Source organism: Rhizobium sp. CB3090 (assembly GCF_029714285.1).
In the GTDB taxonomy this organism is placed as follows: domain Bacteria; phylum Pseudomonadota; class Alphaproteobacteria; order Rhizobiales; family Rhizobiaceae; genus Rhizobium.
Genome location: NZ_CP121662.1, coordinates 368,278 through 385,813, shown reverse-complemented (window position 1 = coordinate 385,813; position 17,536 = coordinate 368,278). Strand labels below are relative to the sequence as shown.

The 17,536-nt window shown below is 61.7% G+C and carries 15 protein-coding genes; 2 read left to right on the top strand and 13 right to left on the bottom strand.

Annotated elements, in window-relative coordinates; translation table 11 throughout:
• Positions 1–93: 93 nt before the first annotated feature.
• From QA646_RS01860 to QA646_RS01840, 5 genes are all read right to left on the bottom strand, one after another.
• A complete protein-coding gene (locus QA646_RS01860; protein WP_283057261.1) occupies positions 94–819 on the bottom strand; it encodes an HAD family hydrolase in 726 nt (241 codons plus the stop codon).
• A 10-nt stretch (positions 820–829) separates the two neighbouring features.
• Positions 830–2,149: a lipid IV(A) 3-deoxy-D-manno-octulosonic acid transferase gene (waaA, locus tag QA646_RS01855; protein WP_283057260.1), complete on the bottom strand. Its 1,320-nt coding sequence runs from the start codon at positions 2,147–2,149 to the stop codon at positions 830–832.
• Between the two features lie 179 nt (positions 2,150–2,328).
• Positions 2,329–2,574: a DUF4170 domain-containing protein gene (locus tag QA646_RS01850; RefSeq protein WP_283057259.1), complete on the bottom strand. Its 246-nt coding sequence runs from the start codon at positions 2,572–2,574 to the stop codon at positions 2,329–2,331.
• 61 nt (positions 2,575–2,635) lie between these two features.
• Positions 2,636–3,445 carry a 3'(2'),5'-bisphosphate nucleotidase CysQ gene (locus tag QA646_RS01845; protein WP_283057258.1) on the bottom strand — a complete coding sequence of 270 codons (810 nt, stop codon included), beginning with the start codon at positions 3,443–3,445 and terminating at the stop codon, positions 2,636–2,638.
• 22 nt (positions 3,446–3,467) lie between these two features.
• Positions 3,468–4,817: a TldD/PmbA family protein gene (locus tag QA646_RS01840; RefSeq protein WP_283057256.1), complete on the bottom strand. Its 1,350-nt coding sequence runs from the start codon at positions 4,815–4,817 to the stop codon at positions 3,468–3,470.
• A gap of 149 nt (positions 4,818–4,966) precedes the next feature.
• Here QA646_RS01840 and QA646_RS01835 point away from each other — a divergent pair, with 149 nt between their 5' ends.
• The gene (locus tag QA646_RS01835) at positions 4,967–6,784 is read left to right on the top strand and encodes a monovalent cation:proton antiporter-2 (CPA2) family protein (RefSeq protein ID WP_283057255.1); all 1,818 of its coding nucleotides are present in this window, start codon (positions 4,967–4,969) and stop codon (positions 6,782–6,784) included.
• On the opposite strand, the gene QA646_RS01830 is transcribed toward QA646_RS01835, so the two are convergent.
• Genes QA646_RS01830 through QA646_RS01820 form a run of 3 tightly spaced genes read right to left on the bottom strand, consistent with a single transcriptional unit; the run spans position 6,781 to position 10,176 of the window.
• A complete protein-coding gene (locus QA646_RS01830) occupies positions 6,781–7,653 on the bottom strand; it encodes a patatin-like phospholipase family protein (RefSeq protein ID WP_283057253.1) in 873 nt (290 codons plus the stop codon). The two genes, QA646_RS01835 and QA646_RS01830, sit on opposite strands and share 4 nt — an antisense overlap.
• Positions 7,654–7,671: 18 nt before the next feature.
• Positions 7,672–8,238, bottom strand: a complete 567-nt coding sequence (gene rsmD, locus QA646_RS01825; RefSeq protein WP_283057252.1) for a 16S rRNA (guanine(966)-N(2))-methyltransferase RsmD — start codon at positions 8,236–8,238, stop codon at positions 7,672–7,674.
• A 6-nt stretch (positions 8,239–8,244) separates the two neighbouring features.
• The gene (locus QA646_RS01820; RefSeq protein WP_283057251.1) at positions 8,245–10,176 is read right to left on the bottom strand and encodes a pseudouridine synthase; all 1,932 of its coding nucleotides are present in this window, start codon (positions 10,174–10,176) and stop codon (positions 8,245–8,247) included.
• A gap of 72 nt (positions 10,177–10,248) precedes the next feature.
• Here QA646_RS01820 and QA646_RS01815 point away from each other — a divergent pair, with 72 nt between their 5' ends.
• Positions 10,249–10,707: a nucleoside deaminase gene (locus QA646_RS01815; protein ID WP_283057250.1), complete on the top strand. Its 459-nt coding sequence runs from the start codon at positions 10,249–10,251 to the stop codon at positions 10,705–10,707.
• A gap of 97 nt (positions 10,708–10,804) precedes the next feature.
• Here QA646_RS01815 and QA646_RS01810 read toward each other — a convergent pair whose 3' ends face one another.
• From QA646_RS01810 to QA646_RS01790, 5 genes are all read right to left on the bottom strand, one after another.
• Positions 10,805–11,437 carry a hypothetical protein gene (locus QA646_RS01810; RefSeq protein ID WP_283057249.1) on the bottom strand — a complete coding sequence of 211 codons (633 nt, stop codon included), beginning with the start codon at positions 11,435–11,437 and terminating at the stop codon, positions 10,805–10,807.
• Between the two features lie 134 nt (positions 11,438–11,571).
• Positions 11,572–14,454, bottom strand: a complete 2,883-nt coding sequence (gene ileS, locus QA646_RS01805) for an isoleucine--tRNA ligase (RefSeq protein WP_283057248.1) — start codon at positions 14,452–14,454, stop codon at positions 11,572–11,574.
• 296 nt (positions 14,455–14,750) lie between these two features.
• Positions 14,751–16,226, bottom strand: coding sequence for a sodium:solute symporter family protein (locus QA646_RS01800; RefSeq protein WP_283057247.1), 1,476 nt, complete (start codon positions 16,224–16,226; stop codon positions 14,751–14,753).
• On the bottom strand, positions 16,216–16,413 hold the full coding sequence (locus tag QA646_RS01795) for a DUF3311 domain-containing protein (protein WP_283057246.1): 198 nt from the start codon (positions 16,411–16,413) through the stop codon (positions 16,216–16,218). Before QA646_RS01795 ends, QA646_RS01800 begins: the two co-directional genes overlap by 11 nt.
• A gap of 136 nt (positions 16,414–16,549) precedes the next feature.
• Positions 16,550–17,533 (bottom strand): bifunctional riboflavin kinase/FAD synthetase, encoded by a 984-nt coding sequence (locus QA646_RS01790; RefSeq protein ID WP_283057245.1) that lies wholly within the window; start codon positions 17,531–17,533, stop codon positions 16,550–16,552.
• Positions 17,534–17,536 lie beyond the last annotated feature (3 nt).

Sequence of the window (17,536 nt, the reverse complement as noted above, 5' to 3'; positions counted from 1 at the left end):
AATCTAATCCCGCCTCGCGCCCGCTCTTGCCTACATCTCACCAAGGCGGCAAGAAAAGGCAGATCGGACGAAAAAGCAAGCCTTTGCGGTTGGTCACACCGGCTGGGCGACGGGCAGCAGGCCTTCCAGCTCGGTAATGTCATTCAGGCAATAATCAGCGGCCGCAAGCGATTCACGCGATCCAGTACCAGTCAGCACGCCGACCGTCAGGCCCGCGCCGGCATTGTGCCCCATATGCAAATCGTGATTGTTGTCGCCGACGACGGCGATTTGTGCGGGGGAAAGGCCCGTCGCCGCGCAGAAGCCGAGCACCATGCCGGGCTCCGGCTTCGTTCCAAAACCGCTGTCATAACCGGCAATATAGTCGAGATAATCGAGAAAGCCGAAGCGGCGCGCCGTCTGGCGGATGGAGCGCTCATTGTCGCTGGAGGCAACGCCCAGCTTGTAGCCACGCTCGTGCAGGCGGCGAAAGAAATCGGCGAGATCGGTGACTGGTGCAGAGAAGTCGGCGGCATGGGAAAATAGCGCATCGAGCTTTTCCGTCAGCTCCAGCACGTCCATCATGGAGCCAGCGGCGACAAGGCCGTCGGAAATCTGGCGGGTATTGCCGGCAGCGAGCAGGCTGTCCGGCACGATATGACCGGTGACCGGGTCCATGCCGCAGGCCGAAAGCAAATGATCGGCAAGCACGGCGTCACCCTGGGCGGCTATGCTCGCAAGTTCGCGATTGACCGGCAGCCAGCTTGCATCATAGTCGAGCAGCGTGCCGTCCTTGTCGAAGAGAATACCCGCGATCCCACCCAGCTTGATCGATGTCATATAGAGCCCCTTATCCCTGCGCCATCGTCTTCGGCAGCAATCGCGCCTTCACAGTCAGCGGGTTGATGTAGGGTTCCAATCCCTTGATGGTCGCCGCCAGCGCCCCGCGCATCTCGTGCACCGCGATGTAGCCGGCATCGATCATGCCGCGCCGGGCCGCATCGTTGGTCAGCAGGTAGTGCACGCCCCTCGCCAGCATCTCGGTGTCGCGCACCATGCGGGCGCTGCCGCGACGGGCAAGCAGTTGATAGGCGTCGCGGAAATTCTGGACCTGGCCGCCCGTCAGGATGGCGCAGCCGAGCATGGCCGGCTCCAGGGGGTTTTGTCCGCCCTCGTTGAATAGTGATTTGCCCATGAACGCGACTTCGGTCATGCGCAGATAGAGGCCCATTTCGCCGATCGTATCACCGAGGAAGACATCGACGTCAGGCGACAATACATCGTTGCGGGTGCGGCGCGCCACTTTCAGTCCCTGCTCGACGAGCATCGCTTCGATCGCGTCGCAGCGCTCAGGATGGCGCGGCACGATCATGGTCAACTGACCGTTATGCTCTTTCAGCGTCTTGTGGACGATGGCGGCAGCACCCTCCTCGCCTTCGAAGGTCGAGACGGCAGCCCAGGTCTTGCGGGTGCCGATCTGCTTCATGTAGCGGGCAAGGGTCGGCGCATCATAGGGCGGCGCGTCGGTATCCACTTTGAGATTGCCGGACTTGATCACCTGCCGCGCACCGAGGTCGCGATAGCGCTCGGCATCGAGATCGGATTGTGCGACGACCAGCGCAAGGTTTTCGAACAGCGCCTCCGAGAGCTCAGGATGCCCGCTCCAGCGCGCAAAAGAGCGATCCGACAGGCGGGCATTGACGAGGATCTGTGGAATGCGCCGGCGGCCGAGTTCCATGATGGTCATCGGCCAGATCTCGGATTCGGCGATGATGGTGCAATCGGGTTGCCAATATTCGAGGAAACGGCTGATGGCCGGTTTCAGGTCGAGCGGCACATATTGGTGAATGACCTCGTCGCCGAGACGCTCCTGCGTCACCTTGGCCGAGGTGATGGTTCCCGTGGTCAGAATGACGTGGATGTCGCGGCGGCGGATTTCGCGGATCAGCGGCACGACCGCCGAGGTCTCGCCGACGCTTGCGGCATGAAACCAGACGAGCGGCCCTTGAGGACGATTGGCGCTGGCGTAGCCGAAACGCTCCAGCCGCCGGGAGCGGTCTTCCTTGCCCTTGGCAGCACGGACGGTAAGGTAGGTCCCGACGAGGGGATAGACTGCAATCCCGCCAAAGCGGTAGGCACCCAAAGCGAGGCGCGCCCTAAGGCTGCTCATCTCGATTGCCTCCGATCCAAGCTGATCGTCATCAATGCCAAATCCCAATTATTCCACGGCCGAAAGTTCGGCCGATTTTTCGTTCTGATTGCGTCAAAAATACTGCGCCATTGCCGGATTAAAAACGAGAACACCCGTCCGGACCGGAATATCAAATATTAGTTGGGCAAAACGCGACCTCAGGAGGAAGCTTTGTCCTGCGGGTCGAGCAAACGATGCAGATGGACGATGAAATAACGCATGTGGGCGTTGTCGACAGTCTGTTGCGCCTTCGACTTCCAAGCGGTCAACGCACTCGCATAATCGGGATACATGCCGACAATGTCGAGTTCGTTCAGATTGCGGAACTGTACTTCTTCGAGGTTTTCCAGTTCCCCGCCGAATACGAGGTGCAAGAGCTGCTTTTTGTCGCTGGTAACGGTCATTTTCGTCTCTTTCTGCTGTCGTCCCCCTCCGCTCTTCATCTGAGGGATTTTGACCAAAAGGTCAACCGCTTCGTCTGTGGGAAAGCTGGCGCAGGAATTCCGGCAGCCGCACCGCCGACGCGCCGCAGAGTTCGCCATGCGAGACATCGGCGCGATTGTAGTTGAGCGGCTGGCCGAAGAGATCGACCAGCGCTCCGCCTGCCCGCTCCAAAATGAGATCGGCGGCTGCGACATCCCAGTCATGGGAATTGCGTTTGACGATCGTCCCATCCAGCCGGCCGTCGGCAACCATGGCCAGGCGATAGGCGAGCGAAGGTACGTGCTTTGCCCGCTCGATCGTCTTGCGGAAGTCCGGATCGAAGCCGCTCAACATATCCTCACCGGCGGCAAGCCTGTGTATAGCGTGCTCTAGCCTGTCGGAAACCGCGATCGGCTCGCCATTCTTCAGGGCCGGGCCGTCAGCCGTTGCAACGAACAATTCCTCCAATGCCGGCGCGTAGAGTACGCCCGCGGTCGGACGCCCATTGCTCACCACTGCGACGCTGACGCACCAAAGCTCGAGTCCCGACAGGAACCCGCGCGTGCCATCGATCGGATCGACGACGAAGAGGGTCGGATGTAACAGCCGCTCGGCATCATCGTCGGTCTCTTCCGAAAGCCACCCATAATCGGGCCGTGCGGGACGCAGAATGGAGGCGAGCTTTTCGTTGGCTGCGAAATCGGCGGCGCTGACGGGAGAACGGCCCTCGTTCTTCCACCAGACCTCCGGCGATTGACGGAAAAAGCTGAGAGCGATATCGCCCGCCTGGCGTGCCGCTTCAACGATCAGATCGAGATCGCTCAATTGGCCGACTGCGTCTCTATCGCTCATTTCCGAAATTCCAATCTCCGTCTCAGCGCCCGGCCAGCGTCATGCCTTCGATGGCGAGCGTCGGAGCCGCGACGCCGAAATCGCGGTCGATATCGTTTGCCGGCGTCAGACGCATGAACATATCCTTGAGGTTGGAGGCGATCGTCACCTCCGACACCGGGAACGTCAGTTCGCCGTTTTCGATCCAGAAGCCGGTAGCGCCGCGGCTGTATTCGCCGGTAATCATATTGACGCCTTGGCCGATCAGCTCGGTGACGTAGAAGCCGTTGCCGACATTGCGGATCAGCTCTTCCGGGGAAATGTCGCCCGGCTCCAGCGCCAGATTGGTGGAAGACGGCGAAACGGCGGTGCCGCCGCGAGATCCGCGGCCGTTGGTCTTGAGGCCGCCGATCTCGCGCGCCGTCGACGTGGACAGGAACCAATGCTTCAATACACCGTCTTCGATCATCACCAGACGCTTGCCCGAAACACCTTCGCCGTCAAAGGGACGCGAGGCCGGACCGCGCACGATCAAGGGATCGTCGGTGATCGACAGGCCGGCCTTGAGCACCTGCTCGCCCATCTTGTCGCGCAGGAAACTGGTCTTGCGCGCGACGGACGCGCCGTTGATCGCACCGGCAATATGACCGACGAAGCCACGCGCCACGCGCGGATCGAAAACGACTGTCACATCCTTGCCGGTCGGAACCTGGCGCGGATTGACGCGCTTGACCACCCGCTCGCCGGCACGGCGGCCGATATCCTCAGCGGCATCCAAATCGGCGAAATAAAGGCGGCTGTCGAAATCGTAATCACGCTCCATGCCGGTGCCTTCACCGGCGATGACGCTGACGGAGCGGCTGAAGCGGGAGCCCATATAGTGACCGGCAAAACCGTGCGACGTCACAAGCACCATGCCACCCATGCCGGCGGATGCGCCCGCGCCCGAGGAGTTGTTGACACCAGGGACGGCGAGTGCTGCCTCTTCCATCGCAAGGGCTGCCTCGCGCAGTTGAACCGACGAGACCTCGGTCGGATCGAAGAGTTCGAGATCGGGATAGGTCTTGGCGAGATCCGCTTCATCTGCAAGGCAGGCGAATGGATCTTCCGGCGAAACCCTTGCCATCGCGACGGCGCGTTCGGCCAGCGCCTGCAGGTCGAAGCCGGGATTGGCCGAGACGCTGGCGACACGCTTGCCGACAAACACCCTCAGCGAAAAATCATCGCTTTCGGAGGATTCGGTGCCTTCGACCTTGCCGAGGCGGACGCTGACGGATTGCGCCCGCGAGCGCACGACGACGGCATCGGCCGCATCCGCACCGGCTTTCCGGGCGAGGTCTATCAATTGGCTGGCGCGGGAAAGCAGAGTGGCGGAATCGATTTCTGAAGACATGATTTGGCCTTTCCTTCGCGTTCCATTTATTGTGCACTACATAAAGCATCAAGGGCGGCCACGCCGATTCTTGTCCGAATGTCTTCACGCATGGTTGTTTCCGATGACTATGCGCTGCAACACCGCCTGCGCACAGAAAGAAACAGACGATGTCCGCGCCAAATGCCCTCTTTACCGAAACCCTGATGCTGCTCGGAGGCGCTGTCGTCACGGCGCCGATCTTCAAGAAACTGGGGCTCGGCACCGTGCTGGGCTACCTTGCCGCCGGCGTCGTCATCGGTCCTGTGCTGCACGGCATTGGTGACGGTGAATCCGTGTTTGCCGTCGCCGAACTCGGCGTCGTCTTCCTGCTGTTCATCATCGGCCTGGAGCTGAAACCATCGCGTCTGTGGCAGATGCGACGCGATATTTTCGGCCTCGGCACGGCGCAGGTGATCCTGAGCGGACTGGCACTGACACTTGCCGCTTATCTTGCAAACATTACCGGCTGGCGCGGCAGCATCATCGTCGGCTTCGGCCTGGCGCTGTCCTCCACCGCCTTTGCCATGCAGATCCTCGAGCAGGAGGGTGATGTTAACACGAAATATGGTCAGCGTTCCTTCTCCATGCTGCTGCTGCAGGATCTGGCGATCGTGCCGCTGCTTGCGCTCGTCACCGTCCTTGGCGGACCGACGCAAGCTTCCAATCCTATCCTGGATCTTGCCATTGCAGTGGGCGCGGTCGCCGCGATGATCATTGCCGGACGTTACCTGTTGACGCCGCTATTCCAAGTCATCGCCCGAACCGGCGCGCGCGAGGCGATGATTGCGGCCGCTCTGTTCGTCGTCATGGGATCGGCAACGCTAATGCAGCTCGCCGGCCTCTCGATGGCAATGGGCGCCTTTCTCTCCGGCGTGATGCTCGCTGAATCCTCCTATCGCCATGAGCTTGAGGCGGATATCGAGCCATTCCGCGGCGTGCTGCTCGCCATTTTCTTCATCGCTGTCGGCCTGTCGCTGAAATTGGATGTCATTGCCGACAATTGGCTGCTGATCGTGCTCGCCGTACCCGTTGTGATGGTCATCAAGGGCGTCATCATCTATGCGCTTTGCCGCGTGACCGGCTCCTCGCACAACGACGCCATTCGCATCGCCTGCCTGCTTCCCCAGGGCGGTGAATTCGGCTTCGTGCTGTTCAGCGCTGCCAGCGCCGGCGGCGGGCTCTTCTCCGCCAGCACGGCCTCGCTGCTGATCGCGATCGTGACGCTCTCCATGGCGCTGACGCCGCTGGGTGCGGCGCTTTCGAAGCGCATGCTGACCGGCGATGCGCATGAGGAGTTGGACGAGGATTTCGAGGGCGCCGGGTCCGACGTTCTGATGATCGGCTTCTCGCGTTTCGGCCAGATCGCCGCACAGATCCTGCTTGCCGGCGGCCGCGACGTCACTGTCATCGACTTTTCCGCCGACCGCATCCGCCAAGCCTCCAACTTCGGCTTCCGCATCTATTTCGGCGACGGCACCCGCAAGGACGTATTGCGTTCGGCGGGCATCGACAGGGCCAAGCTCGTCGTGGTCAGCACGCATCAGCGCGAAATCACAGACCGGATCGTCGAGCTGGTACAGACGGACTATCCGCACGCCCGCATCTTCGTCCGCTCCTACGACCGTGTTCACTCGATCGCGCTGCGCAACAAGGGTGTCGATTACGAGCTGCGCGAAACGCTGGAATCCGGCCTGCTCTTCGGCCGCCGCACGCTGGAAGCGCTCGGTGTCAGCGAGTCGGAAGCCTTCGAGATCGGCGAGGATATCCGCAAGCGCGACGAGCAGCGGCTGGTGCTGCAGGTGAGCGAAGGATTGCAGGCTGGACGCGACATGCTCTATTCACGGCCTGTCAAGCCGGAACCGCTGGTCAAACCGAAGCGCAGCGCCGATGTTTTCAGCGACGACGATGATCTCTCCATGCCTGCGGAGGAGCCGGAGCGGGTTTAATTCTTCGCGGTCATCACCCGGTCGAGCGCAAATTTGAGTTCGTCCTTGACGCCGGCCGACATCGCAAGAATGTCGCGAGCCTTCAGGAAATCGAGTACGCCGGTGCGGCCGATTGACGGCCGCAGGAAGATCTGCGGCGCAAGCAGCCGCAGCTTCAACGCGATGTTGGACTGCATCGTCAGTTGGCCGGCTCCGAACAGGCTCTCGATGCGGTTCGGGATATGGGTGCCGTCGCCTTCCGGTCCGCCTACGACATCAATACCGATGATGATATCGGCGAGACCGGCCAGATGTTCATAGGGAACCGGATTCATAATGCCGCCATCGATCATGACGCGTTCACCGACCTTGACCGGCATAAAGACGGCGGGGATCGCGGCGGAGGCGGCCAGCACCGGAAACAGCTCGCCTTTTTCGGTGACGACCTCAGCCTGATCGTAATAATCCGTCGTCACCACCTTCAACGGAATATGCAGTTCGGAGAAATCCTCCGGAAAGGTGGAGGGCAAGAAAGCGCGCAGAATGCGTTCGAGATTGAACTGACCAATCCGAAAGCTGCGCATGTTCGGGGGCCGCAGGCTCCAGATCTTGTTGAGCACAGCCGGGCGGTTGCCGACCGTGGCAAGCGTATAGTCGCGGATCTCCGCGCCGCTCATGCCGGCAGCCATCGCGGCGCCCATGATCGAGCCGATGGAAGCGCCGGCGATCGCCACCGGCCGAATGCCGAGCTCATCCAATGCTTCGATGATATGGATATGGGCAAGTCCACGGGCACCGCCGCAGCCGAAGGCGACTGCGACTGCGACGCTCGGCGTGCTGGATGTCGCGAGCGGATAATCGCTCCCAACAAAATCGGCGTAGTCGCCCATGTCTCTCGCCCTCCGCCGCTAGGCTTGCTGCGGCTGATAACGGAAGAAATGCATTTTGCTGTCGCCGAAAGTCCGCTGCTCGAGGAAGAGAAAATCCGGCGCGACTGCAACTGTGACGTCAGCGCGTTCCTCGAGGATGGCCAAGGCTCCCGGCACCAGCCAGCCGCCGGCAGCGGCAGCCGCAAAGGCCTTCTCGCCCAGACCCTTGCCATAGGGCGGATCGGCGAAGAGAAAATCGAAAGGCTCCAGATTGCCGACGCTGCCGAGATCGGTGGCGTCGCGCCTTAGCATGCGCGTGCGGCCGTGCAGGCCAAGCGCATCGATGTTTTCCCAGAGCAGGCCACGGCCCTCGACGCTGCTTTCGACGAAAAGCACATGGCGGCAGCCGCGCGAAGCAGCTTCGAGCCCGACCGCGCCGGTGCCGGCAAAGACATCCATCATCCGCGTGCCGTCGATGGCCTCCGGATAGGCATGGCTCAATATGTTGAACAGGCTCTCGCGCGTGCGGTCCGCCGTCGGACGAATGTCGTTCGACTTCGGCACCGCAAGCGGCCGACCGCGAAATTCACCGCCGACGATCCGCACCGCGCGTCAACCCTTTCCGCCCTTGGGGCCGCCCCTGCCGGAGCCGCCACGATTCGGGCCGCCTCGGCTGGGACCGCCACGACCAGGGCCGCCAGAGGGACGACCTGCGCCACCGGGCTTACCTGAGAAGCCGCGTGCACCGCCGGGCTTTCCGCCTGGCTTGCCGCCAAAGGACTTTCCTCCACCCGACTTCTTGCCGAAAGGCTTGCCCGCCGGACGGTCACCGTAAGAACGTTCGCCTTGCGGACGATCATTGCGAGGGCGTTCGGAACGCTGCTCGCCATCGAAGGATCTGGTGCGCGGACGCTCGTCTCCCTCGGCGCGCGGCCGACGATCGCCACGGGGCTTGTCTCTGAAAGGCCGGTCACCACGCGGCGGACGATCGCCGAAGGGGCGATCACCGCGAGGACGCTCGGAGCGGGCTTCGCCATGGAAGGATTTCGTACGGGGACGGTCACCGCCCTCCGACCGCGAACCACGCTCGCCGCGCGGACGGTCGCCGCTGGGTTTATCGCCAAAAGGTCGTTCGCCACGCGGACGATCATCACGGGAGCGCTTGCGGTCAAAACCTTCATCATCACCACGCGATTTGCGCGGCGCGACTTCGCTCGAGCGGATCCATTCGCCGTCACCCTCGTCGACGCGGTTGATCCGAACGCGCGGGCCTTCGTCCGGGCGGTCGAAACCGCTGCGTTGCGGGCGCTCGATCTCGCCGCGTTTGGCGGCGGTTTTCGCATTCTTGGCGGCCTTCAGCGCTGCCTTTTCGCCAAGCGGACGGGCGCCGGGCGCCATCCAGACATTGGCGCTGCGGCGCGGGGCGAGCGGCTGCCGCTTCGGACGGTCATCCTCCCCATGACGCGAGCCTTCGCGACGATCATCCGCACGGCGGCCACCTTCACGGCGGTCCTCCCGCTTGGTGTCGAGACGGCTTAAAGCGCGCTCACGCTTATCCTCAGGCCGCTCGCGGCGCGGACGTTCCTCTTTCGCAGCGCGGGCCGGCTTGGCGTCTGCCTCATCCTCGGCAGCAGCCGAAATATTGTAAAGCGGCGCATCGAAATTCGCCTTGGCGTCCTCCACCAGACGGGGGCCGAGCTGATCGCGCAATGTGCGGCCGCGCACTTCCAGCACCCGGCCCTCCGGCAGTTCGCCGAGCTGGAACGGGCCGTAGGAAATACGGATCAGGCGGTTGACTTCGAGGCCGAGCGCGCCGAGCACGTTCTTGATTTCGCGGTTCTTGCCTTCGCGCAGGCCCATGGTGATCCAGACGTTGGCCCCCTGCGTGCGGTCGAGCGTCGCCTCAATCGAGCCGTAGAGCACGCCGTCGACGGCAATGCCTTCCTTCAGCTTGTCGAGCGCTTCCTGATCGATCTCGCCGTGGGCACGCACGCGATAGCGGCGCAGCCAGCCGGTGGTCGGCAGTTCCAGCACGCGGGCAAGACCACCGTCATTGGTCAGCAGCAGCAAGCCTTCGGTGTTGATGTCGAGACGACCAATCGACATGACGCGCGGCAGCTCTTCCGGCAGATTATCGAAAACGGTCGGGCGGCCTTCCGGATCGGCGTTGGTGGTCACCAGGCCGGCCGGCTTGTGGTAGAGCCACAGGCGCGTGCGCTCGATGCCGCGGATCGGCACGCCATCCACTTCGATTTTGTCGGCGAGCGTCACGTTGACGACCGGCGTATCCAGCAGAACGCCGTTCAGCGTCACGCGGCCGTCCATGATCATGCGCTCGATGTCGCGGCGCGACGCCACGCCTGCGCGCGCCATCACCTTGGAAATGCGCTCAGCCTTTCCATCGCCGCCTTCGGCCTCTGCCGCCACTTTGGCAGGCGCGGCCTTCATCGGCTTGGCGTCGTCGCGTGTTTTCGCCGGCTTCGTCTTGGCATCGCGGGTAAAGGGTTTGGACCCAGGCCGCTTGGGCTTGTCATTCATTGTCATTTGTTGTTTGCCTGAATTTTTAAGGCGTGTTCCTATCAGGTCACGCCTCCGCGGTTAAGTGGAAAATCTTAAATGGTGAATACAAATCACTTCATGGAGCTGGCGCTTGCCGAAGCGCGAAGCGCCGGCGCGCGCGGTGAAGTGCCGATCGGAGCCGTCCTCGTGCTCGACAATGCCGTTGTCGCCATGGCCGGCAACCGCACCCGTGAACTCAACGACGTCACCGCACATGCCGAAATCGCCGTAATCCGCATGGCTTGCGAGGCACTCGGCCGGGAGCGGCTGACGGGTGCCGATCTCTACGTGACGCTGGAGCCGTGTACCATGTGCGCGGCCGCCATCTCGTTTGCCCGCATCCGCCGGCTTTATTACGGCGCGGAGGATCCGAAGGGCGGCGGGGTAGATAACGGCGTGCGCTTCTATCGCCAGCCAACCTGCCACCATGCGCCGGACGTCTATTCGGGCATGGCCGAACGGAATGCTGCCGACATTCTCAGGGAATTTTTCCAGCAAAAGCGTGTGGAAGACTAAAAAGCGGCGGTTTTTGCGGCCGCTCTATCTCTTTGTTTTTACGCATTCCGGACGAAAAACCGCTTCGCACTTTTCCTGGAGCTGCTCTAGAAAAATCTTACTGGAAGGGCTTCCACCAACTGCTGTTGGACTGCTGCGCGGCCTCGGCATCCTTCTTGCGCTGCTTTTCCTTCTTGCTCTCGGGCGTGCCGAGATCATTCAATGCAGCCTCATCGGAGACCTGACGGTATTGCTGCGGCGGGTCGATCAGGTAGCGGCGCTGATCGACATAGGTGCCGGCCTGATCCTGGCGCGCGGCGCGATAGGCGGCGGTCTGCTGCGCCTCGCTCACGCGGTTACGGCCGCTGTCGGCCTGAGCGAGCGGCGAGCGATAGTTGACATTGTTTTTGTTCTGATCGGCTTCCTCCGCCAGGCGCTTGCGCGAATCTTCCGGCGATTCCAGCCAGGCCGGATTATCCTTGCTGGCGAGCGACTGCTGCGGTGCCGTCAGGTTGTCCCTGTCCTTTTCGGCAGGAAGCACCAGGCCCGGGCGGTTCGGATATTTCACACCCTTGTCCTTCGGCGTGGCGGCCGAAACGGATGCGATGTCGCTGATGTCGTCGAAGAGCTGCTCGCCGGCGGTCTTGTCCGTGCCGTAGCGCGGGCTGCTCATGCAGCCGGACATCAGACCGCAGCCAATCACGAGTGCCGCCAAGCTGACGCCGACACGAACCCTATGCATCGCTCTCATGAATACCCTTCCCAGCCAAGCCGGTACAACTATCGCAGAACCCCATTGCACGGCAACTGCCGCAAAAATCGGGCCATTTTCAGGCAGCTTTTACCGGATGAATGCCTCGAAGGCAATTCATCCGGTAATTTTCTTCAGTTGACAGCCATCAACTCGCGCAATGCGGCCGCATCGCGCGCCGAAACATCGGGATATTCCGGGTCGGAACCAACGTCGGTGGTGATGCGCCAGGAGCGGGCACACTTGCGGCCTTCGGCCAGCTTCGGCACGACGCTGACCTTGGCGGCGTCATCCAGGCGGAACGCATCCGCGGGGCCTTCGCCGCCATTGATGGTGATATCGGAGGTGATGCAGATCTCCGCGAAATCCTGACCTTCCAGCACCTTCAGCAGCTCCGGATCGGCGATATAGACGACGGGCGCGGCCTCCAGCGAGGATCCGATGCGCTTGTCCTTGCGCTCGATTTCCAGCGCGCCGGTGACGACGCTGCGCACTGCGCGGATCTTTCTCCACTTCTCAGCCAGCGCCTCGTTCTTCCATTCGCCGGGAACGGTGACGAACTGTTCGAGATGCACCGAGACCGCCTGTGGGTTGCGCGACAGCCACGCTTCTTCCGTCGTGAACGGCAGCATTGGCGCCAGCCATGTCACCATGCAATCGAAGATCGTGCGGATGACGGCAAGTGCTGCACGGCGGCGCAGGCTCGACGGTGCGTCGCAATAAAGAGCATCCTTGCGGACATCGAAATAGAAAGCCGAAAGCTCGACATTCGAAAAATCGATGAGGGCGCGGGCGATGCGCTTGAAGTCGAAAGCGTCGTAGCTTTCGCGCACCAGCTCATCGAGCTCTGCAAGACGATGCAGCATGAGCTGCTCCAGCTCCGGCATATCGGCAGGGGCGATGACTTCGCCCTTGTCATGCGCAAGCGTGCCGAGCATCCAGCGGATCGTGTTGCGCAGCTTGCGATAGGCATCGATGTTGGTCTGGATGATCGTCTTGCCGACGCGCAGGTCCTCGGCATAATCCGACGTCATGACCCACAAGCGCAGGATGTCGGCGCCTGCATCCTTCATCACCTCCTGCGGTGAGGTGACATTGCCCTTGGACTTCGACATCTTCTCGCCCTTCTCGTCCATGGTGAAACCATGCGTGAGAACGGTGTCGTAAGGCGCGCGGCCGCGCGTTGCGGCGCTTTCGAGCAGCGACGAATGGAACCAGCCGCGATGCTGGTCCGAGCCCTCGAGATAAAGGTCAGCCGGCCATTTCAGGTCCGGACGGTCTTCCAGCGTGAAGGTGTGGGTCGAGCCCGAGTCGAACCAGACGTCAAGGATGTCCATGACCTGCGTCCAAGGCTCGTTGGCCTTTTCACGAAGGAAGCGCTCGCGCGCACCTTCGGCGAACCAGGCATCAGCACCTTCCTGTTCGAACGCTTCGAGGATACGGGCATCGACGCCGTCATCCTGCAGGATCTGACCTTCCTCGTCCACGAAGATGCAGATCGGCACGCCCCAGGCGCGTTGGCGCGACAGAACCCAATCCGGGCGCTGCTCGATCATGGCGCGCAGGCGGTTCTGGCCGGCTGATGGCACGAAGCGCGTGTCGTCGATCGCCTTCAGGGCGCGCGAGCGCAGCGTCGTGCCGTCGGCAAGGTCCTTGTCCATATAGACGAACCATTGCGGCGTGTTGCGGAAGATGACCGGCTTCTTCGAGCGCCAGGAATGCGGATAGGAATGCTTCAGCCGTCCGCGCGCGAAAAGCGTGTTCGTCTCAATCAGGGCCTTGGTGACCAGCTCGTTGGCATTGCCCTTTTTGCCGTTGTCGTCCATGACGCGACCGCCCTCGAAGCCGGGGGCATCGGCGGTGTAGAAGCCAGCATCATCGACCGGGAACGGGATGCGCGTGGAGATCCCACGCGCTTCAATCTGGCGGGCATGGCTCGTCCAGGCGTCAAAGTCCTCACGGCCATGGCTGGGAGCGGTGTGCACGAAGCCAGTGCCAGCATCGTCGGTCACGTGATCGCCGTCGAGCAGCGGAACTTTGAAGTCGTAGCCGAGCGAAGCCAACGGATGGGCGCAGATGCTTGCGCCGAGTTCGTCGGCGGCGACGTCGCGCAGGCGCTTGAACTGCAGCTTCGCCTTGGCGAAGGATTCCTCGGCAAGATTGTCGGCAAAGATCAGCTTTTCGCCCGGACGCGGGCCGAAATCATTGGCAGCTTCCGTCACTTCATAAAGGCCGTAGGACACCCGGGAAGAATAGGAGATCGCCCGGTTGCCGGGGATCGTCCAGGGTGTCGTGGTCCAGATGACGACGAAAGCACCGGCAAGTGCAGCGGGACCTTCGACGACGGGGAACTTCACCCAAATCGTGTCGCTCTCGACATCGGCGTATTCGACTTCGGCTTCCGCGAGCGCCGTGCGTTCGACCACCGACCACATGATCGGCTTGGAGCCGCGATAGAGCTGGCCGCTGCGAGCGATCTTCAGGAGTTCGCCGGCAATGCGAGATTCCGCATGGAAGTTCATCGTCAGATAGGGATTGTCGAAATCGCCCGTGATACCGAGGCGCCTGAACTCCTCGGACTGGATCTTGATCCAGCCGGCGGCGAAGTCACGGCATTCCTGGCGGAATTCGTTGACCGGAACCTCGTCCTTGTTCTTGCCCTTCTCGCGGTACTTTTCCTCGATCTTCCACTCGATCGGCAGACCGTGGCAGTCCCAGCCCGGAACGTAATTGCTGTCATAGCCGCGCATCTGGAACGAGCGGGTGATGACGTCCTTCAGGATCTTGTTGAGCGCGTGGCCGATATGGATGTTGCCGTTGGCATAGGGCGGGCCGTCGTGCAGTACGAATTTTTCGCGCCCGGCGGCCGAAGCGCGCAGCTTCTTATAAAGGTCCATTTCCTGCCAGCGTTTGACCAGCTCCGGCTCCTTCTGCGGCAAGCCGGCGCGCATCGGGAAGTCGGTCTCGGGCAGGTAAAGGGTTTTCGAATAGTCGATCTTTTCAGCGGTATCGGTCATTGTTCTGACAATTGCCTCGGCGTTTCGGGCGTTTTGCGCCGGAAAGGCGCAGCCATATGGGGATTTTTCGGCGGCGGAAAGCGCCTCGGGAACAGGCGCCCAAAACCCGGACCTTCCGGCAGCTTACAGCGCGCGGAAGGCCGGGCCAATAATTCGTATCGATGGGCTCAGCCGAAATTGGGTCATGGTTGGCGGTTCATAGGCGCTTTTTGTGTGGAAAGAAAGAGGGATCAGCCGCCGCAAGGCATAGAAAAGCCGCCGACGTTTCCGCCTGCGGCCAATCGGCGCCGGCCCAATCAGACCTCTGTGGCTGCCCGTGCCGGCGTGACGGCGTTCACGATCACCGCCACGACGATGTTGGCGATGAGCGCCAAAAGGCCGATGTAAACCGTAAACGGCGCTCCGCCGAGGCTGAGCGCCTGCAGCGGCTTCAGCCCGTTGATCCAGACGAGATAAGTGCCGCCAAAGAAGCCGACGAACCAGCCGGCGAGCAGGCCCGGCGTGCGGAACCAGTTGGAATAGAGACCGAAGACCAGAGCCGGCAGCGTTTGCATAATCCAGATGCCGCCCAGCAATTGCAGGTCGAGTGCAAACTGCGTCGGCAGGAAGATGATAACCAGCAACGCGCCGATCTTGACGATGAGCGACGTTACCTTTGCGACCTTGGCCTCACCTTCTTCGCTGACCTCAGTGTTGACATAGGCCCTCCAGAAATTGCGTGTGAAGAGATTGGAGGCACCGATACTCATCACGGCGGCGGGGACCAGCGCGCCGATCGCGATGGCTGCATAGGCGAAGCCGGCAAACCAGCCCGCAAACAGCGTCTTGAACAAGGCCGGCACGACATCATTAGGGCTATCGAGTTTCAGGCCGGCGGCATGGCCCATATAACCGAGCAGGGCGAGAAGGCCGAGCAGCAGCGTATAGGCGGGCAGCAAGACGGCATTCTTGCGGATCGTCTGGCCGCTGTTGGAGGCGAAAATGCCGGTCAGCGTATGCGGGTACATGAAGGCGGCAAGCGCCGAGCCGAGCGCCAGGGTCGCATAGGCGACATACTGGTTGCCGGCGAGCAGCAGACCACCTGACCCCTTGGCCTGGAAGGCGGCATCGGCTGCGGCGAACACATTGGCATAGCCACCCAGCTTCGCTGGGATGAGGGCGACGGCAGCAATCACGACGATGTAGATCATGATGTCCTTGACGAAGGCGATCAAGGCTGGCGCGCGCAAGCCAGCCGAATAGGTGTAGAGCGCCAGGATGATGAAAGCAACGGCGAGCGGGACCTCGCCATGAAGCCCTAGGGCTTTGAAGACCGTGGTCATACCGACGAGCTGCAGCGCGATATAGGGCATGGTGGCAATGACGCCGGTGATCGCCACCGCCAATTCGAGTGCGCGCGAACCATATTGACCATGCACGACATCGCCCGCCGTGACATAGCCATTGTCCTTGGCTCGCTTCCAGAGAACCGGCATCACGATGAAGACGAAGGGATAGACGATAATCGTATAAGGAAGAGCGAAGAAGCCGTAGGCGCCGACTGTGTAGACAAGTGCGGGAACGGCGATCACCGTATAGGCGGTGTAAAAGTCGCCGCCGACCAGGAACCAGGTGATCCAGGTCCCGAAAGTACGTCCTCCGAGGCCCCATTCATCGATACGGGCTAGAGTCTTCGGCCGGCGCCAGCGCGCGGCGACAAAACCCATGACGGTGACGAGCGCGAAAAAGAAGATGAAGACCGCGAGTGCGGACGTGTCGGTCTCAGTCGTCATGGCGCATGCTCCGATAGGCGATCCAGGTCAGGAAAGCGGTGATCGGCACCCAGGCGAGCTGATACCAATAAAAGAAGGGAAAACCCAGGACGACCGGGTCATGGCTGTTGTAGAAGGGGACCCAGAGCAAGCCGATATAGGGAATGACGAGCAGCCAGCAGGCCACTGTTCCAAAACCTTTATCCATTTTGAGCGCCTTTCGGAGATTTGGCGCGGCAATCCGCACCTCGTTCCCCATAGGAACTAGCGCAGCCGGTGGTCGGCTCAAGGCACAAAGATGTTGCGGTGCGGCAGGTTTTCGGCCTGCAATCCTTTGAGCAACATCAAGAAAAGGCGATGAAGCGATCGATATCCCCGAGGGGGCGGACGCCGGCGAGCAGCGCCCTCGCCTCCTCTTCGTCCTTCCTGATCTGGGCGACCAGCGGATCCAGGCCGTCGAACTTCAGTTCGGGCCGGAGATAGCCGAAGAAGGAGACGGAGCAGATCTGGCCATAGAGGTCGCCGCTGAAGTCGAAAACGAAGGTTTCGAGCAGAGGCACCCCATTGTCGGTCACCGTCGGGCGCCGGCCATAGCTGGCGACGGCATCGCGAATGACACCGTCGGCGGCGCGGAAGCGCACGGCGTAGATGCCGGCCTTTAACTGCGCCTCAGGTGGCAAGCGCATATTGGCTGTCGGGAAACCGAGCGAGCGGCCGAGTTTTTCGCCACCGATGACTTCTGCCTCTACCGTGTAGCGATAGCCGAGCAGACCAGCGACCTCCGCCACCTCGCCTTCCGCAAGCAGCTCCCGGATACGGCTTGACGAGACCACCTCGGCATTTTCATCGCGGTAAGCATCGATCAGCGTGACGCCGAAACCGTTTTTACTGCCGGCATTCATCAGGAAGGCCGGACCGCCCTGGCGATCATGACCGAAATGGAAATTGAAGCCGGTGACGACTTCCGACGCATGCAGCCAGTCGATCAGAATCGAATGGACGAATTCGTCGGCGGAACGCTGCGAAAAGGCCCGGTCGAAGGGATATTCGATGACGGCATTGAAGCCGATCGCCTCCAGCAGGCGCGCCTTCAGCGGGGCCGGTGTCAGACGGAAAACCGGCTGATCGGGCTTGAAGACGGTTCGCGGATGCGGCTCGAAGGTCAGCACCAGTGCCGGCACGCCGCGCTCCCTTGCGATCTCCAGCGCGCGATCGAGCACGGATTGATGGCCGCGATGCACGCCGTCGAAATTACCGATGGCAATGACGCCGCCTTTGAGATTGTCCGGCAGCGGTTCACGGGTTTCATTGCGATGGAAAACGGTCATCGG